This is a genomic window from Yersinia sp. 1652 StPb PI, from assembly GCF_041538345.1.
GTDB classification, from domain to species: Bacteria; Pseudomonadota; Gammaproteobacteria; order Enterobacterales; family Enterobacteriaceae; genus Yersinia; species Yersinia enterocolitica_E.
In genome coordinates, this window is the sequence record NZ_JAULSM010000002.1 from 1352505 (window position 1) to 1376031 (window position 23527).

Sequence of the window (23527 nt, forward strand, 5' to 3'; positions counted from 1 at the left end):
CGAATTTTATCCCAGATCACCAAACCGCACTTGTAAAGCAGTGATTGCGGTAAGAGCTGTAGTTTCGGTACGTAGAACTCGTGGGCCTAGCAGGATATCAGTAAATCCAAGGCGCGAGGTCATGGCAATTTCATCGGCAGAGAGGCCGCCCTCCGGGCCAATCAACAAACGCACTTTATTGAGCGTCGGGGGAAGGGTATTGATGCTATTACTGGCGCGCGGATGCAGATTCAGTTTCAGGCTATCATCCTGCTCAGCACACCAGTCTGATAGTTGCATGGCGTTGCGGATTTCCGGGATCCTATTGCGGCCACACTGCTCGCAGGCAGCGATAGCAATTTTCTGCCACTGCTGGAGTTTCTTCACTAAACGCTCGCCATCGAGCTTAACCCCACAACGTTCAGAAAACAGCGGAGTAATCACATTGACACCCAGCTCAATCGATTTCTGCACGGTAAATTCCATTTTCTCGCCCCGGGAGATCACCTGACCCAAATGTAAGCTCAGTGGTGATTCACGGTCTTCCAATTGCCCTTCACCAAGCCGAACCCGCAGATTCTTTTTATCTGAGCGGACAATTTCGGCAGCGAAGACCTGATTGCTACCATCAAATAGTTGCAGGCTTTGCCCCTCAACCATACGGAGCACGCGGCCTACATGATTGGCTGCCTCATCGCTCAACGCCAGTTCGGTATTCGCCTGCAAAGGCTGTGGATGATAAATGCGGGGTATGCGCATGGGTTGCTCTAAGTCCTGAAACGAAAACATACCGCGCAGCGAGTGGTGCCACGCGAAATAAATAAGTGCCTAAGGAGACCAGAGGCAGGGAAGTATCAGCCCATATACTAGATTAGCCTTTTTGCTGCTGGCAAGCCCGTTGTACATAAGGGTTATGATTACCCTGAGCTTTCGCTATCCGCTCATCACGCTGGCATTCCCAGTTGGTGACAGGGTACTGGCGGTTCCAGACCTCAAACAGCTTGCTTTGTTGGCTGGAAAGCCGCAGTTGATATTGATCGCGCATATAAAAATAGGTGCGGGCAATTGCTCCGCGAGCACGCACTGGCGGCTCTGCCAGTTTATTTTTAAAATCAATTTTCATATCACATTGACCGTATTGGCCCTGGCCGCCATTCCATTGGGAATACATGAAGTTATTGCGGTCACCATTCACTTCGCCAATAGCCGGTTGCAGATTATGCAGATCAGTTTCTATTTGGCGATAGATGGGATCTTTAGTGCAGTTTTTGCGGCCACCTTGTTGCCAGCATTGGCGCTGGTGGCCAAATTGCCAAGCCGGAACTACATGCTCCCACTCAATCCTTGCTGCTCGCTGGGCGTTTTTTCTTGGTTGATAGCCGCAACTTTTCAGGTCAGGAATACCTTTCTTACCTTGCCAATCAATTTTGCATCCGCAGTAAAAACTGCCGGGTGCACCCTGATTAATTTTTACAGCGACCGCTTTGGCTTGAGAAAAGTTATTAATGCTTTGACTGTGACTGACCAGAGGAAGCAACGAGGAGGATAAAACCAGCAAGAATAGAATATTGCGTAACATATCTCAAAACAGCCCGATGATGAAAAGCAGGCAGGTTATAGATAATACTGATGGATAGCAAATTAACATGCTGTTTTATAACAAGTAACACCAATTCCTAACAGCTCTTTAGCGCGCTAAATTGCAGCTTTTCACCACAGTGGCGGCAGCGATATTCGCTCTCGCCGCGCTGTACTTTATTGTGGCGGCGAATGGTTAAAGCATGTTGCTGGCATTTGCACTGATAATTGAAGGTCTTACTGCGCACCGAGGCGACCTCAAACTGGTGGGTGCGGCTGGCGGGGACTTGCAATACCTGCTCCATCATCCAGCGCCACTCTTTACCATGGGGAGCAACCCGGCCAAATTGGCGATAAACCAGCAAGTGAGCCAGTTCGTGCGGCACCACTTCCTCGATAAAGTCCTGCTGATTTTCCAGTAATAATACAGGGTTAAGACGAATTTCGAAGGATTGCAGATAGGCACTACCCGCGTTAGTGCCGCGTTGATGATAATTGATTTTCGGCTCCGAGTAGGCGGTGCCAAAATGTAGATTCGCTAACTGCAATTTGTGGCGCAGGCAGCGCATAACGGCTTGCTGTAACGCGATTGGGATTCGTTGTGTACTCATATCGCCGAAGAATAAAACGGTCGATAAGCAGATGCAAGCCAGTAGGCAGGACTATTTTGAGTATATTATTATATAAAAACATATAATATAAAAATACATAATGAAATCTAGTTATCCGAAGGGCTTATGAATAACCATCAAACGATCAGCATGGATCTTATGAGGCAAGCGGCAGCAGCGGCTGGTGATGTATTACGGGTGCTGTCAAATGAGGATCGTTTGCTCTTACTGTGTCAATTGAGCCAGGGAGAAAAAGCGGTAGGTGAATTAGAAGCCGCATTGGGGATTCATCAACCAACGTTATCACAACAGCTTGGTGTGTTGCGTAGTGATGGGCTAGTGAACACTCGCCGCGACGGTAAGCGGATATTTTACTCAATCGCCGATAGTAAAGTTTTGGCACTGCTGGAGCTGCTCTATCAGCTTTATTGCCCACAAGAGCAGGAGGCAATATGACTATCGATTGGATTAACTTTACCCCTTACAGTGCACTGGCCGGAGGGGCAGTATTGGGCGTTGCTGTAACGCTTCTATTGTTAGCCACTGGCCGGATTGCTGGTATTAGTGGCATTTTGGGGGGCTTACTTTCGCCAAAAACAGGGGATCGCGGCTGGCGTATGGCATTCATCATTGGTTTGGTTATTTCACCTTTGGTTTATTCGCTGTTTACCGCGTTACCGGCTATCCAAATTGATGCAGGTTTGCCCACTCTGATTTTAGCCGGATTGTTGGTAGGAATTGGGACTCGCTATGGTGCCGGATGTACCAGTGGGCATGGCGTCTGTGGGCTAGCTCGTTTCTCGCCACGTTCACTGGTGGCGACATTGAGCTTTATGTTTACCGGCTTTATCACTGTGGGGCTGGTTCGCCATCTATTTGCTTAGGAACAGAATATGAATCTATTTTTCTCGCTGTTGGCCGGGCTGATATTTGGTTTGGGCTTGATAGTTGCAGGTATGGCCAACCCTGCCAAGGTCTTAGGTTTTCTCGACATTAGCGGCTTATGGGACCCGTCATTGGCATTGGTGATGGCAGCCGCAGTGGCTATCGCGCTACTCGGTTTTACCTGGGCCAAAAAACGTAAAGTCAGTTTGCTGGGACAACCCTTGCAATTGCCAGCCTCTAATCGTATTGATCGGCGGTTAATTGGCGGTAGCCTGTTGTTTGGCGTCGGTTGGGGATTGGCGGGGATATGCCCTGGGCCGGCACTGGTATTGCTGGGCGCAGGGATGTTCAAAGGAGGTGTTTTTGTCGCCGCGATGGTGGCGGGAATGGCAATATTTAGCCTACTAGAGCGTGCTCGTTAGATATAAAAAACCCCGCCAGGCGGGGTTTTTGCTGTTCAGCGCTTAACGGTTGAAGCTTATTTCAAGCCTGCAGCATCACGCAACAAAGCGGCTTTGTCGGTTTTTTCCCAAGGGAATTCTTCACGACCAAAGTGACCATAAGCTGCGGTTGCTTGATAGATCGGATGCAGCAGATCCAGCATCTGAATCAGGCCATAAGGGCGCAGTTCGAAGAATTCACGTACCAAGGTAATCAATTGATCCTCAGAGACCTTACCCGTGCCGAATGTTTCCACCATGATGGAAGTAGGCTCTGCCACGCCAATGGCGTATGAAACCTGAATCTCGCAACGGTCAGCCAGGCCAGCCGCAACAATATTTTTCGCTACATAACGGGCAGCATATGCTGCTGAGCGGTCAACCTTGGATGGATCTTTACCGGAGAATGCACCGCCACCATGACGAGCCATGCCGCCGTAGGTATCAACAATGATTTTACGTCCCGTCAGACCACAGTCGCCCATTGGGCCACCGATAACGAAACGGCCTGTTGGGTTGATATGATATTTGGTGGCTGCGGTGAGCCACTCAACAGGTAGAACCGGCTTGATAATCTCTTCCATCACCGCTTCTTGTAAATCTTTCAGACTGATATCTTCTGAATGCTGCGTCGACAGAACAACCGCATCAATACCGACAATCTTGCCGTTATCATACTGGAAGGTAATCTGGCTTTTTGCATCCGGGCGCAGCCATGGCAAGGTGCCATTTTTACGCACTTCAGCCTGACGCTTTACCAAACGGTGTGCATAGGTAATAGGTGCAGGCATTAAAACGTCGGTTTCGTTAGTGGCATAGCCGAACATCAGACCCTGGTCACCCGCGCCTTGTTCTAATGGGTCTGAACGGTCAACCCCCTGATTAATATCAGGTGATTGCTTCCCAATCGCACTTAAAACGGCGCAAGAGTTAGCATCAAACCCCATCTCAGAATTAACATAACCGATTTCGCGCACGGTTTTACGGGTGATCTCTTCGATATCTACCCATGCGTTAGTGGTAACTTCACCGCCAACTAATACCATACCCGTTTTGACATAGGTCTCGCAGGCAACACGCGCTTTTGGGTCTTGCTCAAGAATTGCGTCCAGTACCGCATCTGAAATCTGATCAGCGATTTTGTCTGGATGCCCTTCAGAGACAGATTCCGACGTAAATAAGTGTTTAGCCATTATTTTCTTTACCTTGAATACAAGTGAAAAGTCACTGCATAGCGTTGGGTGCCAGACAACAGAAACCTACGTTTAGTTAGGTATGCTGATGCATTGATGTTTTGCAACGCCTCTTTAGGCAAAGCCTTTAGCAGTCGATCCCATTTGTACTTGAAGCTGCCAGGTTGTTAGCTGCACGCAGTCTTCCGAACCACTCATTTGAGTAAGCTCATCGGGCTGATTCGTCTGCTGCCCACCCGCAACGCCAAGTTTTTTGGGCATATAAATTTAGAAGCCTTGCATGATTTGTCACATACTTAGCATTGTAGCAATTAAAATGTTTGGATGTATTAACATCTGGACGTCTATTTTAGGTCAGCTTTTACTCTTAATGCCAGCCCTTTTTGCATCAAGATATTTCTCGCTTTGGTTGTCACTTGATTTATTTACCGCTTGATACAGTTACGCGCTATTTTCATTTTGCATTTTGCTCGCGTTATAGGTATAAACTGCGCGCGCAGCTTATTTGATATGCAATGATGAAGATGGCAGAGGATGACATTAGCTCATTGTTACATTTGCAGAGTTTTGCACTCAGGTGCTTAACCGTGAATGGGCACGAAAATAGTGGCGTCATCAAACTGTTACTTAATCTGTCTATACCCAATAGATTTCAATATGCAGCTATTTCCCCTGTAACTTGAAAGATGACGGGTTTATTTAAAGTCTTGTCCGTTCAATCTGAGCGGCATGCGTGGAGGTGGTTGGATTAATGATCCGTTGTCAACTGGTTGCTGCACATCAACAGCTACGTCGTTCTGACGTTCAATCCCCCTTTGCAACCTTCCTTTCTTGTACTCCATCAAGGCGATGTTACACCCACATGGGTGCGTCTCAGGATTCGCGGGCAGGTTAACAGCCGCCTGAAGCACTGAATTCGGCTAGCCTGACCACTTTGCGGCTAATCCGATTCACAAAATCTCAATACGTATTTACAGTCGAACGTATTTTCCATTTAAACGTGTTTTACCCTTTTGGGTAATGAATAGCTGAGTGATAAACCACTTGTGGATAGCGCTTTGCAGCGTAATATTCTGCCGATTCGGCGTCCACGTGGGTTGTCCTTGCTGGTTGTAGCTGCGATAGTGGCTGACTTTATCGTCAGTATCGCAATAGAGGCGAATTATGTCTGATGATAACTTGATTGGCCGTCCGGTAGCTGCGGGCGCACATGTTTCTTTACGCTCTATGCAGGAGGTTGCCATGAATGACCGTAATGCCAGCAAGATGCTGAGCACGTATAACGTCGCCTATTGGGGTGGCAACTATTATGACGTCAACGAGTTGGGTCATATCAGCGTTTGCCCTGATCCCGATGTTCGTGAGGCGCGTGTCGATCTGGCGCAACTGGTCAAAGGAATGCAGCTTGAGCAGGGGCAACGTCTGCCTGCACTATTCTGTTTCCCACAAATTTTACAACATCGCCTACGCTCAATTAACGGTGCATTTAAACGTGCGCGTGAGTCATTTGGCTATGAAGGCGACTACTTCCTGGTTTACCCGATTAAAGTAAACCAGCATCGCCGGGTTATTGAGTCTTTAGTCAATTCTGGTGAGCCGTTGGGACTGGAAGCTGGCTCTAAAGCTGAAATGATGGCGGTTTTGGCCCATGCAGGTATGACCCGTTCGGTCATCGTTTGTAACGGTTATAAAGATCGCGAATATATTCGTCTGGCATTAATCGGCGAAAAACTGGGCCATAAGGTTTATCTGGTCATCGAAAAGATGTCAGAAATCAAAATGGTATTGGAAGAAGCCGAACGCTTGAATGTGGTTCCGCGCCTGGGTGTTCGTGCGCGCCTTGCATCACAAGGTTCCGGTAAATGGCAGGCCAGCGGTGGTGAGAAATCCAAATTTGGTTTGTCTGCCACCCAAGTGCTGCAATTGGTTGATATGCTGCGTGACGCCAATAGTCTCGAAAGCCTGCAATTACTGCATTTCCATTTGGGCTCTCAGCTATCCAACATCCGTGATATCTCCACCGGGGTTCGTGAGTCCGCACGTTTCTATGTGGAATTACACAAGCTGGGTGTCAATATCCAGTGCTTCGATGTGGGTGGTGGTTTGGGGGTGGATTACGAAGGGACGCGTTCTCAGTCCGATTGCTCCGTAAACTATGGCCTGAATGAATATGCCAACAACGTTATCTGGGGGATCGGTGATGCTTGTAATGAACATGGCCTGCCGCATCCTACCGTGATTACGGAATCGGGCCGCGCAGTCACCGCGCACCATACCGTGCTGGTTTCCAATGTGATCGGCGTAGAACGCAATGAATTTAATGAGCCACAGCCACCGGAAGAAGATGCACCTCGTGCGCTGATAAGCCTGTGGGATACCTGGCTGGAAATGCAAGAGCCGGAAAACCGCCGCTCTCTGCGCGAATGGCTACACGACAGTCAAATGGACTTACATGATGTGCATAGCCAATATGCCCACGGTATATTGGATCTGACACAACGCGCTTGGGCAGAACAGATGTATCTGAGTATCTGCAATGATATCCAGAAGCAACTGGACCCAAGCAACCGTGCACACCGGCCAATTATTGATGAGCTGCAAGAACGTATGGCTGACAAGCTGTACGTGAATTTCTCGCTGTTCCAATCTATGCCGGATGCCTGGGGTATCGATCAGCTATTCCCAGTTTTGCCACTGGAAGGGCTAGATAAACCACCAGAGCGCCGTGCGGTATTGCTGGATATTACTTGTGACTCAGACGGTACCATCGACCATTATATCGACGGTGATGGGGTAGCAACCACCATGCCGATGCCGCCATATGATGCAGAAAACCCGCCATTGTTGGGCTTCTTTATGGTTGGTGCCTATCAAGAGATTCTGGGCAATATGCATAACTTGTTTGGCGATACTGCCGCGGTTGATGTGTATGTATTCCCAGACGGCACGGTTGAAGTTGAGCAGACTGACGAAGGTGATACCGTCGCAGATATGCTGGAATATGTTCAGTTGAACCCAGAGAAATTGTTGAACCAATTCCGTGATCAGGTGAAAGAAACTGATCTGGATACCGAGTTGCAGGCGCAGTTTATGGAAGAGTTCGAAGCAGGTCTGTACGGTTATACTTATCTCGAAGATGAGTAACGGCTAACGGCTTCTATCTCAACGGAATAAATCTCTCTATTTAAGGGCAAACTCAGGTTTGCCCTTTTTGTTTGCCCTTTTTGTTTGCCCCTGCCACTGGTGATTGTCCAAATATCAACCACACTAATATTGGTCATTTATGATGCTTATCTGAGAGGTGCTTGAATGGGATGGGTCAGTGTTTGTAAGGTAAATTACGTTAAGCCCGATTTTCCTTTCTCAGCGCAGATTGATGATAAAAGGATTGGCGTCTATGTCATCGATGGTGAGTATTTCGCGATGCAGGATATTTGCCCTCACGCTAATGCGTTGCTAAGTCAGGGTTTTATGGATGGAGAAACCGTTGAATGCCCACTGCACGGTGCACTATTTGATGTGCGGACCGGCCAGTGCTTGCGTGAGCCAGGCGATAGGGATTTAGCAACCTATCCAGTGCGCATTAAAGGTGATCAGATTGAGGTAAATCTGGACGTAGATAGTGGCGGGTAATATTTAGTAATAAGAGACTAACGCCCGCCAAATCACGGGCGTTATACAGTGATAATTGACGGGATTTACTTCTCAGCAGCAATACGTTGGCGAATATGATCAGCCCGCGCTTGTGAAGATGGATGATCGTCAAACATGCTACTGGTACGGCCTGCCTCCATGGTTGCCAATTTTTCAAAGCTAGTGACTAAACCATTTGGATCGATACCGCGTTTTTTCAACAAATCGAATGAGTAATCATCCGCTTCGCTTTCTTGTTTCTGTGAAAATTGAGCGTTAACCAACTTCTCGCCAATATCTGCTAATTGAGACTGAGATAACTGCCCGGCAATCCCGCCCGCGGAACTGGCTGCGGTGCGCAGGGCTGTGGTGCCATAGGCCACTTGCATCGCTTTACGGGTATGCCCCAATGCCACATGGCCCATCTCATGACCGAGTACACCTTCCACTTCATTGTCGGTCATCATGTCCATCAGGCCGCTATAGACACGAATACAACCATTTGCCATGGCCCAGGCATTCACATCCTTTGTGACATACACTTTATAGTTAGCTGGCGTACCATTAATGTTATCGCCTAATGCGGCTGAAATTTTCACCAACCGTTTGGCATAGGTACTGTCTGCTGGCGCTATCTGCGCTTTCTGATCCATTTCAGCGCAAGATTTTTCGCTGAGCATTTTTACATCAGCATCATTCAAGGTTGCCGCTTGAAATGCCTGTGCGCCTGACTGCATTAAGCCATCAGTATTCATATTCTGGCAGCCGCTAAGCAGTGCTGTAAGGCTCAGTGCAATCATTGAGGTACGAATTTTCATAACACTTTCTTCCTGTGGTTATGCCATTTTATTATTGGAGAGGACCGTTCTCTTCGTGATGATAACGTATCAGTTGCGTTATCTATCCATCATTATTCGCCAACAGTCACTGTTGCATTCTTATTAACTATTGCATTAATCGCTGTTGAATCGACGACGGTTGTTCTACTCTGTCGGCAATAGGTCTTGCCCGAAATATTCGTGGCAACGTATGGTTTATATCGGTTTGTTTGCAAAAACGAACACTGCCAGCCGACAGAGTGGTTAATACACTCATTGTGTGGCTAAAAACGCAGCGAGGGTAACGCGACTCAATCGTTACAGCTATAGCTTTATTCTGAAAATATGGAAGTTTTAGCTCATTTAGTTTTAGTGATTGCCGTTTCAATGCTGAGTCTGAGAAAATGGTAAACTTGAACGCTTTTTTTTAATCCGACCTGGAGTAAAACATGTCCTCTCGTAAAGAGCTTGCCAACGCGATCCGCGCACTAAGCATGGACGCAGTGCAGAAAGCGAATTCCGGCCACCCCGGCGCCCCTATGGGTATGGCAGATATCGCCGAAGTTTTGTGGCGTGACTATTTGAACCATAACCCAACCAATCCACACTGGGCTGATCGCGACCGTTTCGTGTTATCGAATGGTCACGGCTCCATGTTGATCTATAGCTTGCTGCATCTCACTGGCTATGACTTGCCGATGGAAGAGCTGAAAAACTTCCGTCAGTTACACTCTAAAACGCCTGGTCACCCTGAATATGGCTATACCGCTGGCGTAGAAACCACCACCGGCCCGCTGGGTCAGGGCATTGCGAATGCGGTTGGTTTCGCCATTGCAGAACGCACGCTGGCCGCACAGTTTAACCGCCCAAGCCATGACGTTGTTGATCATCACACCTACACATTTATGGGTGATGGCTGCATGATGGAAGGTATCTCCCACGAGGTTTGCTCTCTGGCGGGCACCATGAAGCTGGGCAAACTGACCGCTTTCTATGATGACAACGGTATCTCTATCGATGGTCACGTTGAAGGTTGGTTCACTGACGACACGGCGGCACGTTTCGAAGCTTACGGCTGGCATGTGGTTCGTGGTGTTGATGGCCATAACGCTGATTCAATCAAAGCGGCTATCGAAGAAGCTCACAAAGTTACCGACAAACCTTCACTGCTGATGTGCAAAACCATTATCGGTTTTGGCTCACCGAAGAAAGCCGGTACGCATGACTCACACGGTGCACCATTAGGTGCTGATGAAGTTGCTGCTACCCGTGAAGCATTGGGTTGGAAATACCCTGCATTTGAAATCCCACAAAATATCTATGCTGAGTGGGATGCTAAAGAAGCCGGTCAGGCAAAAGAAGCTGCCTGGAACGAGAAGTTCGCAGCTTATGCCAAAGCTTATCCAGAACTGGCTGCTGAATTCAAACGTCGTGTCAGCGGTGAATTGCCTGCTAACTGGGCGACTGAATCCAAGAATTTCATCGAACAATTGCAAGCTAATCCTGCCAAGATTGCCAGCCGCAAAGCATCACAAAATGCGCTGGAAGCCTTCGGTAAAGTGTTACCTGAATTCTTGGGCGGCTCTGCTGACCTGGCACCAAGTAACCTGACTATCTGGTCTGGTTCTAAATCACTGAGCGATGATCTGGCGGGTAACTACATTCACTACGGTGTACGTGAATTTGGTATGTCTGCCATCATGAACGGTATTGCTCTGCACGGTGGTTTCATTCCTTACGGCGCAACCTTCCTGATGTTTGTGGAATATGCCCGTAACGCGGTGCGTATGGCTGCTCTGATGAAAATCCGCAGCATATTCGTTTACACCCATGACTCTATTGGTCTGGGCGAAGATGGCCCAACCCATCAGCCGGTTGAGCAGATGGCCAGCCTGCGTGTAACACCAAACATGAGCACCTGGCGTCCTTGTGACCAGGTTGAGTCTGCGGTGGCATGGCAGTATGCGCTGGAACGCAAAGATGGCCCGAGTGCACTGATCTTCTCCCGTCAGAATCTGGCACAACAGCCACGCTCTGCTGAGCAGTTAGCCAATATCGCTAAAGGCGCATATGTACTGAAAGATTGTGCAGGCCAGCCTGAACTGATCTTCATTGCTACCGGTTCTGAAGTTGAACTGGCAGTGGCAGCAGCAGATCAGCTGACCGCCGCAGGCCACAAAGTGCGTGTTGTTTCTATGCCATCAACTGATGCATTCGACAAACAAGACGCCGCTTACCGTGAATCTGTATTGCCAGCAGCGGTTAGCGCGCGCGTTGCCGTTGAAGCCGGTATTGCCGATTACTGGTACAAATACGTTGGCCTGAATGGCGCGGTGGTTGGTATGACCACCTTCGGTGAATCTGCACCAGCAGAGTTGCTGTTCAAAGAGTTTGGTTTCACTGTTGAAAACGTGGTAGCGAAAGCTCAGGCGCTGTTGAAATAAGAGACTGCATTACTATTAAATATGCCCAAAAAACTTGGCGGTGCCGCTAGCATTACAGCAGTTCCAAGCCCAAAGGGTATATCGGGTGTAAACGGTGATGACAATCCCGGTAATACACCTGTTAAAAGACCGCTTCGGCGGTCTTTTTTTTCGCCAATTGATGGATGTATTGTGCCCTTTATCAGGCAGATATTCCTTTTATGATTAGTTTGGTTTATTCTGGCTGAAGCGTTTCAGTCATGATTGATTTTCAGTTTCAGTAAAATTCGCTGAGGAAAAAGCCGGAAGTATTCTGGCCCAATTGTGATAAGACGATTAACATCTTAGGGTACGGTGCAGTACGCTATGGGATTGCATGATAATAACCAGAAACAGGGAGTAACATGACAATCCGCATAGCGATAAATGGCTTTGGCCGTATTGGCCGTAGCGTTTTACGCGCATTGTATGAATCGGGTCGCCGGGCAGAAATTTCAGTAGTTGCTATTAATGAGTTGGCTAATGCACAAGGGATGGCCCATTTACTGAAGTATGACTCCAGCCATGGTCGGTTTGCCTGGGATGTTCGTCAGGAATGTGACAATTTGTACGTCGGTGACGATATTATCCGGCTGATACATCAGCCAGAAATAGAGCAGTTACCTTGGGGTGCGTTAGGAATTGATGTTGTTCTGGATTGTAGCGGCGTGTATGGCAGCCGTGCCGATGGCGAGGCGCATATTGCCTCCGGTGCCAAAAAGGTACTGTTTGCCCATCCTGGCGGCAATGATTTAGACGCAACAGTAGTCTATGGTGTAAACCATCAAGATTTACTGGCGGAGCACCGGATTGTTTCCAACGCTTCCTGTACTACGAACTGCATTATTCCTATTATTCAGTTGTTGGATATCGCTTATGGCATCGAGTCTGGCACTGTGACCACCATTCATTCATCAATGAATGATCAACCCGTTATCGATGCTTATCATCAGGATTTACGCCGTACCCGGGCAGCAAGTCAGTCAATTATCCCGGTTGACACTAAACTGGCGGCAGGGATTACCCGTATTTTTCCGAAGTTTTGTGACAGGTTTGAAGCTATCTCGGTACGGGTGCCAACCATCAACGTAACCGCTATCGATTTAAGCGTTAGCGTGACAAACCCGGTTGGTGTCGCTGAGGTTAACCAGCTTTTTCAAAAGGCAGCAAGAGGTTCATTTCGTGGTATAGTTGACTATACAGAATTACCCTTGGTGTCGATCGATTTTAACCATGATCCGCACAGTGCAATTGTCGATTGCACGCAGACTCGGGTCAGTGGGCAGCACCTGATTAAGACCTTGGTATGGTGCGATAACGAATGGGGTTTCGCCAATAGAATGTTGGATACGACATTGGCGATGGCCCGAAGTGGTTTCTAGTATGGCATGTTAACGTCTTGTTTTTCCGTGTTTTACTGCGGTTATAACTGCGTTGATGTGCAGCTTATGCAACTTTAAAGAGAATCAACAAGAGGATTCACCATGTCTGTAATTAAGATGACCGATCTGAGTCTGGCAGGCCTTCGCGTGCTGATCCGTGCGGACCTCAATGTGCCGATAAAAGATGGCAAAGTGACGTCTGATGCGCGTATCCGTGCATCTCTGCCGACGATTGAAGCGGCACTGAAGCAAGGCGCTAAAGTAATGGTTACCTCTCACTTGGGTCGCCCGACCGAAGGCGAGTACAATGAAGAGTTCTCCTTGCTGCCAGTAGTTAACTACCTGAAAGACAAACTGTCTTCTCCGGTACGTCTGGCGAAAGACTATCTGGACGGCGTTGAGATTGCAGCAGGCGAGTTGGTTGTGCTGGAAAACGTTCGCTTTAACAAAGGCGAGAAGAAAGACGACGAAACGCTGTCTAAGAAATATGCGGCACTGTGTGACGTCTATGTGATGGATGCGTTTGGTACTGCTCACCGTGCACAAGCTTCTACTCACGGTGTGGGTAAATTTGCTCCTGTCGCCTGTGCCGGCCCGCTGTTGTCAGCAGAGCTGGAAGCACTGGGTAAAGCGCTGGGTAACCCAGCACGCCCAATGGTTGCCATTGTGGGTGGTTCTAAAGTATCAACCAAACTGACCGTGCTTGGCGCACTGTCTAAAATCGCCGATCAACTGATTGTTGGTGGTGGTATCGCCAATACCTTCGTTGCAGCTCAAGGCAACAATGTCGGTAAATCTCTGTACGAAGCAGACCTGATTCCAGAAGCCAAGCGCCTGCTGGAAACCTGTGATATCCCGGTTCCTACCGATGTGCGTGTTGCAACCGAATTCTCTGAAACTGCTGTTGCGACACTGAAACCAGCTAACCAAATCAAAGATGACGAACAAATTCTTGATCTGGGCGACGAGTCTGCACAACGTCTGGCTGAGATCCTGAAAAATGCCAAAACCATTCTGTGGAATGGCCCGGTTGGTGTATTCGAGTTCCCTAATTTCCGTAAAGGGACCGAGATAGTCGCTCGCGCTATCGCTGAGAGCGACGCATTCTCTATCGCGGGCGGTGGTGACACTCTGGCAGCAATCGATCTGTTCGGTATTGCTGACCAAATCTCTTACATTTCTACCGGCGGCGGTGCATTCCTTGAGTTCGTAGAAGGGAAAAAACTGCCAGCGGTGGTGATGCTGGAAGAGCGCGCTAAGCAGTAATTTAGATAACGGGGGGCGAAAGCCGCCCGTTTCGCTTTTAGCTAATGAAGCTCGCGGGCTTTATACCCTAAATAATTCGAGTTGCAGGAAGGCGGCAACGAAATGAACTCAAGGAGTTGAGATAACTCAATGATTTGAGTGAATGATGGCAGCCAACGCACATGCAGTTTGAAGTATGACGGGTATAGGCGATTTACATTTAGGGCCTATCCTCACCGGATAGCTGCTATCTTCAGTCGACGAAACAGGACAACGTACATGTCTAAAATTTTTGATTTCGTAAAACCAGGTGTCATCACAGGTGATGACGTTCAGAAAGTGTTTGCAGTAGCCAAAGAGAACAACTTTGCTCTGCCAGCAGTTAACTGTGTCGGCACCGACTCTATTAACGCAGTGCTGGAAACAGCAGCCAAAGTGCGTGCGCCAGTTATCGTTCAGTTCTCTAACGGTGGTGCAGCATTTATCGCAGGTAAAGGCGTTAAAGCAGAAGGTCAGGGTGCTGCAATCCTGGGCGCTATCTCTGGTGCACATCATGTCCATCAGATGGCTGAACACTATGGTGTTCCTGTTATTCTGCACACCGACCATTGCGCCAAGAAATTGCTGCCATGGTTAGACGGCTTGTTGGACGCAGGTGAGAAACACTTTGCGGCTACCGGCAAACCACTGTTCTCTTCTCACATGATCGACCTGTCTGAAGAGTCCCTGGAAGAAAACATCGAAATTTGTAGCAAATACCTGACTCGCATGGCGAAACTGGGTATGACGCTGGAAATCGAACTGGGTTGCACCGGTGGTGAAGAAGATGGCGTGGACAACAGCCATATGGACGCATCTTCTCTGTATACTCAGCCACAAGATGTTGATTACGCTTACGAAAAACTGAACGCTATCAGCCCACGTTTCACCATCGCTGCCTCTTTCGGTAACGTACACGGTGTTTACAAACCAGGTAACGTGAAACTGACCCCAACTATTCTGCGTGATTCTCAGGATTATGTTTCCAAGAAACACAATCTGCCGCACAACAGCTTGAACTTCGTATTCCACGGTGGTTCAGGTTCTACTGCTGCTGAAATTAAAGAAGCGGTTAGCTATGGCGTAGTTAAAATGAATATCGACACCGATACCCAATGGGCAACGTGGGAAGGTATTCTGGGCTACTACAAAAAGAACGAAGCTTATCTGCAAGGCCAACTGGGTAACCCAGAAGGTGCTGACAAGCCGAACAAGAAATTCTACGACCCACGTGCGTGGCTGCGTGCTGCACAGGTGACTATGGTTGCTCGTCTGGAAAAAGCTTTTGAAGAACTGAACGCCAAAGACGTTCTGTAATTCAATACTGCTTTGACCGACTTAAAAGGCCCCTTGGGGCCTTTTTTCTTTGCAAAAAACGAATCTAACCTCATTTCCGCCGCCTTGATTGACTGAGTCGTCTGATATTTCAGCGTAAATTTCTCTGCCAAAATTGGCAACAGGCTCATTGTTAGTTACCCTAAACAGGCTGTCAGTTGTAGCCGTCAGCATTTTGCGGTGATTTTTTGCGTAATCTCTCCCGCAGGGAGCTTTTTGTAGGATGATTCAAATGGAAGAATTAAACGTAGTTGATGGTATCAATGAAGCGAGTACCTGGTTGGTGAATAACCAAGATTTGCTGATTCAATACGCGGTTAATCTGGTCGCAGCATTACTTATCTTAACTGTCGGTTCAATCATCGCCAAAATTGCGTCACGGATGCTTGGTCGGGTCATGAAGTTACGTGGCATTGATGTCACCGTCGCAGACTTCCTGGCAGCAATGGCGCGTTACAGCATTCTGGCTTTCACTATCGTTGCGGTGCTGGGACGTTTGGGAGTGCAGACCGCCTCGGTGATTGCCGTTATCGGTGCCGCGGGTTTAGCTGTTGGTTTGGCGCTACAAGGCTCGCTATCGAACTTTGCCGCCGGTGTGCTGCTGGTAGCCTTCCGTCCATTTAAGGCAGGTGAGTATGTCGATCTGGGCGGTGTAGCAGGTACTGTGGTTCAGGTGCAAATTTTCTCAACGACCCTACGGACGGTCGACGACAAAATCATCGTGGTACCCAACGGCAAAATTATTGCTAATAACATCATTAATACCAGTCGTGAACCGAATCGCCGTACTGATATGGTCATCGGTGTTGCCTATGATGCTGATATTGATGTGGTAAAGAAAGTGCTGGGTGACATCATTGCCGCAGATAAACGTATCATGCATGACAAAGGGGTTACCGTGCGTTTGAATGAGATGGCGGCCTCTTCCCTTAACTTCACGGTGCGCGTCTGGACTACCAATGGCGATGCGATGGATGTGTATTGGGATCTGATGGAAAACTTCAAGCGTGCGTTGGATGCTAACAAAATTGGCATTCCTTACCCGCAGATGGACGTGCATTTGCATCAGGTAGCCAAAACTGAGGCAGATTAGCCTGAGAGCCTGGGTACTTGAAGCTGTAGTGTTGTTTACAATTTGGCTATAGCCATGTCAAATCGGGTCGTTATCGGCCCGTTTTTTCCTTTTTCCATCCTTGTTTTCCCGCTTGCTTAACCATTATTAGTTTTACTTATTATTGATAAGAAATATCAATTTCCTCTGATGCTACTCTCCCCGTAATATGCTGCTAATTCCTCTCCAATTCTCTCGGTCAGTTTTGAGTATTATTTAAAGGTAACAGTATGTTAGCTGTCTATTTACAGGGCTTCGCCCTCAGTGCTGCGATGATTTTACCCCTCGGGCCACAAAATGCCTTTGTGATGAATCAGGGGATTAAGCGTCAGCACCATTTGATGAGTGCCTCACTTTGTGCGCTGAGTGACATTATCTTGATTTGTGCGGGGATCTTTGGCGGCAGTGCCTTGCTGAGCCGTTCGCCATTGCTACTGGCACTGGTCACATGGGGCGGAGTGGCTTTCCTGCTGTGGTACGGCTGGGGCGCATTGATGGCTGCCTGGCGTGGAGGGGGCTCCTCATCTGCCGCCGCAACCGGCGCACAAGGGCGTTGGTCAATAGTTATAACCCTACTGGCGGTAACCTGGCTCAATCCGCATGTCTATCTCGATACCTTTGTGGTGCTCGGTAGCCTTGGCAGCCAGTTATTACCCGACTCCCGGCCTTGGTTCGCTTTGGGGGCCGTGAGTGCCTCTATTGCCTGGTTTTTTGCCCTCGCGCTATTGGCTGCGTGGTTATCACCGTGGCTTAACCGCCCAACGTCGCAGCGGGTGATTAATCTGTTGGTCGGAGGGGTAATGTGGTTTATTGCTTTTCAGCTAGCGCAACAAGCACTAAATCTGTGAGTTTTTATCATTAATCCGAATCCCATGATTCATAAGATATGCTACGGTTGATGTGTTAATCCGGTTACCTACAGCAAATTAATCACGCTGCCAATGAGATTCGAGTGAGTGTAATTAACTGCAAATGTATTTGTCGCTGATTGAATTCACTGGTTATCTGGCTGAGGTCGACTGAGTTGTCATAAATAATTTGCCATGTATATCTTAGGAGGCACTGTGAAGTTGAAGACATTGGCTTTGGCCGCAATGATGGGATTAGGGACGTTACCTTTGGCGCTACAAGTTCAGGCAGCCGAAGTGCCAGAAGGGCCGCATGTTGTCACCTCCGGTACCGCCAGTGTTGATGCGACACCGGATATTGCCACTATCGCTATTGAAGTCAGTGTATCTGCCAAAGATGCGGCAGATGCCAAAAAACAGGCGGATACAAGGGTCGCGCAATACTTTGATTTCTTACGTAAAAGTGGCATTGAAAAGAAAGATATCAATGCTGCCAATATTCGTACCCAACCTGAATACGATTACCAGAAAAGCGGTGAAGCGGTCTTGAAGGGATACCGTGCCGTGCGCCAGGTTCAGGTAACATTACGCCAACTGGATAAGTTGAATGAGCTGCTAGATGGTGCGCTGAAGTCTGGTCTAAACGAGATCCGTGCGGTGGAACTCGGGGTAGCAAACCCGGACACATACCGTGAGCAGGCGCGTAAAAAAGCCATTGAAAATGCCATTAGCCAGGCAGGATCATTGGCTGATGGATTCAAAGTTAAACTTGGGCCGGTCTACAGCATTCGTTACCACGTCGCTAACTACCAGCCTATGCCGGTAGCACGCATGTTTAAAAGCGCTGAAGCGGCACCAGCCACCGATGCCGCACAGACTTACGAACAGCAGACCATCCATTTTGATGATCAGGTTGATGTCGTGTTTGAACTCCAAACTGCGACCAGTACCGCTAAATAAATCAATCCTGCCGTAATACCTGACGCCCATAAGACAACAGGGCGTCAGTCACCTTTCTCATGGTTCTGCTTTCCGGTGCAAACCGGTGCCAGAACAGCATTCGCCGTTGCAGTAATCCTGGCGTCAGATTGATTAATTCGCCTGAAGCTAGCTCTTTCTCGATTTGCAGATGCGGGATCATACAGCAGGTGGTTCCTTGTCGTGCTAACTGCACAAAAGCTTCGGAAGAGTTAACAATATGGCAGGGCACGCTGCCCGGTGATAAATCAAAGTTCTGCTGTAAAAACGCCTGATGCATATCATCCAGATGGTCAAACGCCACCGCTGGCGCTTTCAACAATGCCGAGCGGGTTACGCCATTAGGGAAATAACGCTCAGCGAAAGGTTTGGAGGCGACAAACAGGTAATCCAGCGCACCGAGTTGATCAACCAGACAACTGGGGAGCGGTTGAGGTTGGATACTAACAGCACCCACAACCTCGCCGCGACGTAACCGTTCCTGAGTTCGAGTCTCATCCTCGACTTGTAAATTCAGCCGGATAGGGGAATCAGCCAGCACCGGTTTCAATGCCGGTAGCAACCAGGTCGCCAAACTGTCGGCGTTGACTGCCAGCGACAATAACAGTGGTGTATCTCCGCCATTATCATTGCCCAGCCACTCTTCTTCCAGTAACTCAACCTGATGCAGTAACGCGAGCAGTTTCTGCCCTTGTTCGGTAGGCCGTGGTGGCACGGTGCGCACCAGCAGCGGTTGTCCGAACAGATTCTCTAACTGCTTGATGCGTTGAGATACCGCCGATTGGGTGATGCAAAGTTTTTGTGCAGCGCGTTCAAAACCGCGTTCACGGATCACCGCGTCCAGCGCTTGTAGCGTACGGTAGTCTGGGCGTTTCATCGGAGTCATCTCTCCAAATATTAAGTCGATACAGCACTATGCCACATTTTAGCCAGTTTGTTATGACAGGATGCCAAGGTGTCAGCCACAAATAAACCGGCATAACTGTGATCCGGCTAGAATTAACTACCACGCGAGTTGGCTTTATTCACACAATCACCACTGCGGATGCTCTATAATGACCTCAGGTTTTCTTTCACATCAAGGCGTGAACTTACCATGACTCAGGATGAACTTAAAAAAGCAGTGGGCTGGGCAGCATTAGATTATGTTAAACCCGGTACCATCGTTGGGGTCGGCACTGGCTCGACCGCAGCACATTTTATTGACGCACTTGGCTCCATCAAAGGCCAGATAGAGGGGGCGGTTTCCAGCTCTGATGCCTCTACTGCCAAACTGAAAAGTTACGGCATCCATGTATTCGATTGTAATGAAGTGGATGTATTGGATATCTATGTTGATGGCGCTGATGAAATTAACGACCAGATGCAGATGATCAAAGGCGGTGGTGCTGCGCTGACCCGCGAGAAAATCATTGCTGCTATTGCTCGTCAGTTTATCTGCATCGCGGATGCGTCCAAGCAGGTTGCTATACTGGGTAAGTTCCCGCTGCCGGTTGAAGTTATCCCAATGGCCCGCTCTTATGTGGCTCGTGAACTGGTTAAGCTGGGTGGCTTACCGGAGTATCGTCAGAACGTCCTGACTGATAACGGCAACGTTATTTTGGATGTCCACAATCTGAGTATTTTGGATGCCATTGCGTTAGAAAATAAAATCAATGGTATTGCCGGTGTCGTTACGGTCGGCCTATTTGCTAATCGGGGGGCTGATGTGGCACTGATTGGCACCGCCGACGGCGTTAAGACCATAAAATTAAAGTGATCGGTTAACGCGCTCTCAGGATGAGGTTCGCTACTTCATCCTGAAAGTTTTTTTGCCTTTAAATATCTTTTCTTAAAATCGCTAAATTTGGTGATATATATCACATTTCTTCATTTCGTTTTATTAACCTGCCATTAACCCTCTTCACGCCAGTTTTTTATTCCATAAATTAACATTGGCACTGATTGTTATGCTGGCCGGCAGGCAATCGTTTGTATTGCTGCCCGCGTAATATTTGTTATGTTGACAGGGTGCTGACCGGATTCATTCGATAGCGGCAGCCACATCTGAAGTCTGAAAATAGGGTCGGGGACATGGCAAAAGTATCACTGGAGAAAGACAGAATTAAGTTTCTGTTAGTGGAAGGGGTGCACCAGAGCACGGTTGATAATCTGCGTGCTGCCGGATATAGCAATATTGAATATCATAAAGGTGCCTTAGACACCGAATCACTAAAAGCATCGATCAAAGATGCTCACTTCATCGGCATTCGATCGCGTACGTATCTGTCTGAAGAAGTTTTTGCGGCAGCAGAAAAATTAGTCGCAGTAGGTTGTTTCTGTATCGGTACTAATCAGGTTGATTTAAAAGCGGCTACCAAACGCGGTGTGCCGGTATTCAATGCACCTTTCTCCAATACCCGTTCGGTAGCTGAAATGGTACTGGGCGAGTTACTGCTGATGTTCCGGGGCATTCCATCGGCTAACGCCAAAGCCCACCGTGGTGAGTGGAACAAGCTGGCGGTGGGTTCCTATGAAGCCCGTGGCAAGAAGCTGGGCATTATCGGTTATGGTCATATCGGTACCCAACTAGGGATTCTGGCAGAGAGTGTCGGGATGAAAGTATTTTTCTACGATATCGAAAATAAACTGTCGTTAGGGAATGCACAGCAGGTGCGTCACCTGTCTGATCTGCTGAATATGAGTGATGTGATTAGCCTGCATGTGCCGGAAAACCACGCCACTAAAAACATGATTGGCCCTGAACAGTTGGCTCTGATGAAGCCGGGTGCGATGCTGATTAACGCCTCACGCGGTACCGTGGTCGATATCCCGGCCTTGTGTGATGCGTTGGCCAGCAATCATTTGGCAGGCGCGGCAATCGACGTATTCCCTGAAGAGCCTGCAACTAATAAGGACCCGTTCAATTCACCCTTGTGCGAGTTTGATAATGTGTTGCTAACACCACATATTGGTGGTTCCACTCAGGAAGCGCAGGAAAATATCGGTGATGAAGTGGCAGGTAAGCTGGCGAAGTATTCCGACAACGGCTCAACGCTGTCTGCGGTCAACTTCCCTGAGGTTTCTCTGCCTGCTCACGGCGATAATACCCGCCGTCTGTTGCATATCCATGAGAACCGCCCAGGCATCCTGACCAGCATTAACAAAATCTTTGCCGAACAGAATGTCAACATTGCGGCACAGTATCTGCAAACCAGTGCTGAAATCGGTTATGTCGTCATTGATGTTGAGACTGATGATGCGGAAAATGCAGAAAAAGCATTGCAGGCGATGAAGGCGATCCCAGGAACTATCCGTGCTCGTTTGCTTTACTAGTATCCCCTTCGACCTTGATATTGCAGCATTGTTAGCGGCCTTCGCTCACCCTGAAGCACTTACTTATGTAAGCTCATCGGGATTATGAGCCTCATCAGAGGCTCACCCTGCGGGCCAGCGCAAGCGCCGTTCAAAATGGTTTACGACCAATTTGTCGTTCACTTGCTGCCTAGCCGCATTACCAATGGTTTTGGGTATAAATATTTGTATTAAATGACTAAACACCCGCTATCTATAAAATATCGGGTGTTTTTTTTATTTTGCAGGATTATCTCTTACCACTGCCACACTTTTGTTGGTGTCACTATCTCTGGCAATGGCACATCCCAAAGCTCACAGGGCAAGTGCTCTACCCATTGGCAATCATGGGCCAGGCCAATAGGATAAGGGCGTCCTTGCTGCCAGTGTTGCAGCGTACGGTCATAAAAGCCACCACCCATACCTAAACGTTGCCCGAGGCTATCAAACGCCACTAACGGGGTTATCACCATATCCAATTGGTTTAGTGGCAGAACTTCTCGCACATCTAATTGTGGTTCAAGGATTTTCAGGCGATTACGGATAAGCGTGCTATCAGGGCGATAACGCAGAAATAATAAATTACCGGGGCTGAAAGGGTGCAAAACCGGCAGATAAACCTGTTTTTGTTGCTGCCATAGCAGCTCAATAATGGGGCGGGTATTGAGTTCACCATCGAAGGAGAGGAACACGGCAATGGTGTTAGCCTGACGGATTCTGTCATGCTCAGCGATATGCTTTGCCGCCAGATGCGCTGACTGATGCTGTTGTTCCGCAGTCAACAGTCGCCGACGTTCACGGATCTCACTACGAATTTTTTGTCGCTCAAGGGCATATTGCGCAGTCAAAGGCATATTATTTATTCAAAAATATGTTGTTGATTTAAAGGATAATTTTTTGATTAAAAAGACATTTTATTGATTCGCAAGATATATTGCTGATGCCAGTAGACAGCCAATGTAAAACGAACGTGATAACCCCAAATGCTGGTTACCCGATAAAGGGGGGATCTCCGAGATGCCGCCGCAGGCTGTAACCCTTGAACCCATGGTTCAAGGTGAACGCAGCGTCGCAACCTTAAGGCTTCTCGGCGGACCGAGCATGCGCACCAGTTACGGAGTCACTACATTCTGTTGGTATTAAATATCGGCTCAGGGGACTGGCCCGCTGGCAAACACCTCAGAGAAATTTTTTACTCACTGCTGAATCTATCATTCAACAGAGATTTATTCAAACTGTGCATCCTGACGTTCAGAGATGCGACCTTGTTCAAGCAACGCCTGTTCAATGGTCTGTTGTAACATCCGAATACGTTGCTCCATATTGGATGCATAGTCACGGGTTTTCAACCTTTCCTGAGCTAATTCGTGACAGACGTTCAATGCTGCGATAAAAACTAACTGCTCAGTATTTGTGACTCTAGTGCGAACTTTGAGATCTTGCAACCGTTGGTTAAGATCTTCTGCTGCCATGTTCAACGCGTCTTGTTGTTCTGGCGGACAATTGACTCTTAACGAGCGACCAAAAATTTGAATATCTACCGGTTGTGCAGACATGCCACCTTCCTGACTAATTTTCGCGCCAACCTTGTAAACCAGAGGCAAAATGCTCGTAGTTGCAAAGCGGGCGTCACTATATATATCTCGATACCAAGATT

General features: G+C 48.2%; 22 protein-coding genes and 1 other RNA gene. 14 read left to right on the forward strand and 9 right to left on the reverse strand.

From position 1 onward, the window contains the following. Window positions 1-6 precede the first annotated feature (6 nt). The 3 genes from rsmE to Q2T71_RS22625 all read right to left on the reverse strand — a co-directional run bounded on the left by rsmE (window position 7) and on the right by Q2T71_RS22625 (window position 2168). Window positions 7-738: a 16S rRNA (uracil(1498)-N(3))-methyltransferase gene (gene rsmE / locus Q2T71_RS22615; protein ID WP_372560632.1), complete on the reverse strand. Its 732-nt coding sequence runs from the start codon at window positions 736-738 to the stop codon at window positions 7-9. 112 nt (window positions 739-850) lie between these two features. Next, complete coding sequence (gene endA, locus Q2T71_RS22620; RefSeq protein WP_372560633.1) at window positions 851-1558, reverse strand: deoxyribonuclease I; 708 nt, start codon at window positions 1556-1558, stop codon at window positions 851-853. 97 nt (window positions 1559-1655) lie between these two features. Then, window positions 1656-2168 carry a SprT family zinc-dependent metalloprotease gene (locus Q2T71_RS22625; protein ID WP_372560634.1) on the reverse strand — a complete coding sequence of 171 codons (513 nt, stop codon included), beginning with the start codon at window positions 2166-2168 and terminating at the stop codon, window positions 1656-1658. 126 nt (window positions 2169-2294) lie between these two features. Here Q2T71_RS22625 and Q2T71_RS22630 point away from each other — a divergent pair, with 126 nt between their 5' ends. The 3 genes from Q2T71_RS22630 to Q2T71_RS22640 are packed head-to-tail and all read left to right on the forward strand — an operon-like array spanning window position 2295 to window position 3475. Beyond that, window positions 2295-2624 carry a metalloregulator ArsR/SmtB family transcription factor gene (locus Q2T71_RS22630; protein ID WP_372560635.1) on the forward strand — a complete coding sequence of 110 codons (330 nt, stop codon included), beginning with the start codon at window positions 2295-2297 and terminating at the stop codon, window positions 2622-2624. Continuing rightward, window positions 2621-3052 carry a YeeE/YedE family protein gene (locus Q2T71_RS22635; RefSeq protein WP_372560636.1) on the forward strand — a complete coding sequence of 144 codons (432 nt, stop codon included), beginning with the start codon at window positions 2621-2623 and terminating at the stop codon, window positions 3050-3052. Before Q2T71_RS22630 ends, Q2T71_RS22635 begins: the two co-directional genes overlap by 4 nt. A 9-nt stretch (window positions 3053-3061) precedes the next feature. Continuing rightward, a complete protein-coding gene (locus tag Q2T71_RS22640) occupies window positions 3062-3475 on the forward strand; it encodes a DUF6691 family protein (RefSeq protein WP_372560637.1) in 414 nt (137 codons plus the stop codon). Window positions 3476-3531: 56 nt separating this feature from the next. On the opposite strand, the gene metK is transcribed toward Q2T71_RS22640, so the two are convergent. Further along, window positions 3532-4686: a methionine adenosyltransferase gene (metK, locus tag Q2T71_RS22645; protein WP_372560638.1), complete on the reverse strand. Its 1155-nt coding sequence runs from the start codon at window positions 4684-4686 to the stop codon at window positions 3532-3534. Window positions 4687-5850: 1164 nt separating this feature from the next. On the opposite strand from metK, the gene speA reads away from it, so the two are divergent. Together speA and Q2T71_RS22655 are read left to right on the forward strand one after the other, a co-directional pair. Next, a complete protein-coding gene (speA, locus tag Q2T71_RS22650; protein WP_372560639.1) occupies window positions 5851-7830 on the forward strand; it encodes a biosynthetic arginine decarboxylase in 1980 nt (659 codons plus the stop codon). A gap of 165 nt (window positions 7831-7995) precedes the next feature. Next, window positions 7996-8319 (forward strand): non-heme iron oxygenase ferredoxin subunit, encoded by a 324-nt coding sequence (locus Q2T71_RS22655; protein ID WP_372560640.1) that lies wholly within the window; start codon window positions 7996-7998, stop codon window positions 8317-8319. A 65-nt stretch (window positions 8320-8384) separates the two neighbouring features. Here Q2T71_RS22655 and Q2T71_RS22660 read toward each other — a convergent pair whose 3' ends face one another. Continuing rightward, the gene (locus Q2T71_RS22660) at window positions 8385-9137 is read right to left on the reverse strand and encodes a M48 family metallopeptidase (protein WP_372560641.1); all 753 of its coding nucleotides are present in this window, start codon (window positions 9135-9137) and stop codon (window positions 8385-8387) included. 449 nt (window positions 9138-9586) lie between these two features. On the opposite strand from Q2T71_RS22660, the gene tkt reads away from it, so the two are divergent. The 7 genes from tkt (at window position 9587) to Q2T71_RS22695 (ending at window position 18519) form a co-directional block, all read left to right on the forward strand. Further along, window positions 9587-11581 carry a transketolase gene (gene tkt, locus Q2T71_RS22665; RefSeq protein ID WP_372560642.1) on the forward strand — a complete coding sequence of 665 codons (1995 nt, stop codon included), beginning with the start codon at window positions 9587-9589 and terminating at the stop codon, window positions 11579-11581. A gap of 383 nt (window positions 11582-11964) precedes the next feature. After that, window positions 11965-12981 (forward strand): erythrose-4-phosphate dehydrogenase, encoded by a 1017-nt coding sequence (gene epd, locus Q2T71_RS22670; protein WP_372560643.1) that lies wholly within the window; start codon window positions 11965-11967, stop codon window positions 12979-12981. Between the two features lie 102 nt (window positions 12982-13083). Beyond that, window positions 13084-14247: a phosphoglycerate kinase gene (pgk, locus tag Q2T71_RS22675; RefSeq protein WP_372560644.1), complete on the forward strand. Its 1164-nt coding sequence runs from the start codon at window positions 13084-13086 to the stop codon at window positions 14245-14247. 258 nt (window positions 14248-14505) lie between these two features. Beyond that, a complete protein-coding gene (gene fbaA / locus Q2T71_RS22680; RefSeq protein WP_005192802.1) occupies window positions 14506-15582 on the forward strand; it encodes a class II fructose-bisphosphate aldolase in 1077 nt (358 codons plus the stop codon). Between the two features lie 250 nt (window positions 15583-15832). Continuing rightward, on the forward strand, window positions 15833-16693 hold the full coding sequence (gene mscS / locus Q2T71_RS22685; RefSeq protein WP_083162727.1) for a small-conductance mechanosensitive channel MscS: 861 nt from the start codon (window positions 15833-15835) through the stop codon (window positions 16691-16693). A 248-nt stretch (window positions 16694-16941) separates the two neighbouring features. Further along, entirely contained in the window at window positions 16942-17559 is a 618-nt protein-coding gene (argO, locus tag Q2T71_RS22690; RefSeq protein WP_372560645.1) for an arginine exporter ArgO, read from the forward strand. 216 nt (window positions 17560-17775) lie between these two features. After that, entirely contained in the window at window positions 17776-18519 is a 744-nt protein-coding gene (locus Q2T71_RS22695) for an oxidative stress defense protein (protein ID WP_083162731.1), read from the forward strand. 1 nt (window position 18520) lies between these two features. On the opposite strand, the gene Q2T71_RS22700 is transcribed toward Q2T71_RS22695, so the two are convergent. Further along, window positions 18521-19414 (reverse strand): LysR family transcriptional regulator ArgP, encoded by an 894-nt coding sequence (locus Q2T71_RS22700; RefSeq protein ID WP_005163344.1) that lies wholly within the window; start codon window positions 19412-19414, stop codon window positions 18521-18523. 219 nt (window positions 19415-19633) lie between these two features. Here Q2T71_RS22700 and rpiA point away from each other — a divergent pair, with 219 nt between their 5' ends. Together rpiA and serA are read left to right on the forward strand one after the other, a co-directional pair. Then, complete coding sequence (gene rpiA, locus Q2T71_RS22705; RefSeq protein WP_083162733.1) at window positions 19634-20296, forward strand: ribose-5-phosphate isomerase RpiA; 663 nt, start codon at window positions 19634-19636, stop codon at window positions 20294-20296. 314 nt (window positions 20297-20610) lie between these two features. Next, window positions 20611-21852, forward strand: coding sequence for a phosphoglycerate dehydrogenase (serA, locus tag Q2T71_RS22710; protein WP_372560646.1), 1242 nt, complete (start codon window positions 20611-20613; stop codon window positions 21850-21852). 275 nt (window positions 21853-22127) lie between these two features. Here serA and Q2T71_RS22715 read toward each other — a convergent pair whose 3' ends face one another. From Q2T71_RS22715 to zapA, 3 genes are all read right to left on the reverse strand, one after another. Continuing rightward, window positions 22128-22724 carry a 5-formyltetrahydrofolate cyclo-ligase gene (locus tag Q2T71_RS22715; RefSeq protein WP_372560647.1) on the reverse strand — a complete coding sequence of 199 codons (597 nt, stop codon included), beginning with the start codon at window positions 22722-22724 and terminating at the stop codon, window positions 22128-22130. 151 nt (window positions 22725-22875) lie between these two features. After that, a non-coding RNA gene (ssrS, locus tag Q2T71_RS22720) (6S RNA) lies at window positions 22876-23059 on the reverse strand. A 37-nt stretch (window positions 23060-23096) separates the two neighbouring features. Further along, window positions 23097-23426 (reverse strand): cell division protein ZapA, encoded by a 330-nt coding sequence (zapA, locus tag Q2T71_RS22725; RefSeq protein ID WP_004706812.1) that lies wholly within the window; start codon window positions 23424-23426, stop codon window positions 23097-23099. Window positions 23427-23527 lie beyond the last annotated feature (101 nt).

Coding starts and splice junctions, on each gene's coding strand:
- rsmE (WP_372560632.1), bottom strand. CDS start 738: ATGCGCATACCCCGCATTTATCATCCACAGCCTTTGCAGGCGAATACC.
- endA (WP_372560633.1), bottom strand. CDS start 1,558: ATGTTACGCAATATTCTATTCTTGCTGGTTTTATCCTCCTCGTTGCTT.
- Q2T71_RS22625 (WP_372560634.1), bottom strand. CDS start 2,168: ATGAGTACACAACGAATCCCAATCGCGTTACAGCAAGCCGTTATGCGC.
- Q2T71_RS22630 (WP_372560635.1), top strand. CDS start 2,295: ATGAATAACCATCAAACGATCAGCATGGATCTTATGAGGCAAGCGGCA.
- Q2T71_RS22635 (WP_372560636.1), top strand. CDS start 2,621: ATGACTATCGATTGGATTAACTTTACCCCTTACAGTGCACTGGCCGGA.
- Q2T71_RS22640 (WP_372560637.1), top strand. CDS start 3,062: ATGAATCTATTTTTCTCGCTGTTGGCCGGGCTGATATTTGGTTTGGGC.
- metK (WP_372560638.1), bottom strand. CDS start 4,686: ATGGCTAAACACTTATTTACGTCGGAATCTGTCTCTGAAGGGCATCCA.
- speA (WP_372560639.1), top strand. CDS start 5,851: ATGTCTGATGATAACTTGATTGGCCGTCCGGTAGCTGCGGGCGCACAT.
- Q2T71_RS22655 (WP_372560640.1), top strand. CDS start 7,996: ATGGGATGGGTCAGTGTTTGTAAGGTAAATTACGTTAAGCCCGATTTT.
- Q2T71_RS22660 (WP_372560641.1), bottom strand. CDS start 9,137: ATGAAAATTCGTACCTCAATGATTGCACTGAGCCTTACAGCACTGCTT.
- tkt (WP_372560642.1), top strand. CDS start 9,587: ATGTCCTCTCGTAAAGAGCTTGCCAACGCGATCCGCGCACTAAGCATG.
- epd (WP_372560643.1), top strand. CDS start 11,965: ATGACAATCCGCATAGCGATAAATGGCTTTGGCCGTATTGGCCGTAGC.
- pgk (WP_372560644.1), top strand. CDS start 13,084: ATGTCTGTAATTAAGATGACCGATCTGAGTCTGGCAGGCCTTCGCGTG.
- fbaA (WP_005192802.1), top strand. CDS start 14,506: ATGTCTAAAATTTTTGATTTCGTAAAACCAGGTGTCATCACAGGTGAT.
- mscS (WP_083162727.1), top strand. CDS start 15,833: ATGGAAGAATTAAACGTAGTTGATGGTATCAATGAAGCGAGTACCTGG.
- argO (WP_372560645.1), top strand. CDS start 16,942: ATGTTAGCTGTCTATTTACAGGGCTTCGCCCTCAGTGCTGCGATGATT.
- Q2T71_RS22700 (WP_005163344.1), bottom strand. CDS start 19,414: ATGAAACGCCCAGACTACCGTACGCTACAAGCGCTGGACGCGGTGATC.
- rpiA (WP_083162733.1), top strand. CDS start 19,634: ATGACTCAGGATGAACTTAAAAAAGCAGTGGGCTGGGCAGCATTAGAT.
- serA (WP_372560646.1), top strand. CDS start 20,611: ATGGCAAAAGTATCACTGGAGAAAGACAGAATTAAGTTTCTGTTAGTG.
- Q2T71_RS22715 (WP_372560647.1), bottom strand. CDS start 22,724: ATGCCTTTGACTGCGCAATATGCCCTTGAGCGACAAAAAATTCGTAGT.
- zapA (WP_004706812.1), bottom strand. CDS start 23,426: ATGTCTGCACAACCGGTAGATATTCAAATTTTTGGTCGCTCGTTAAGA.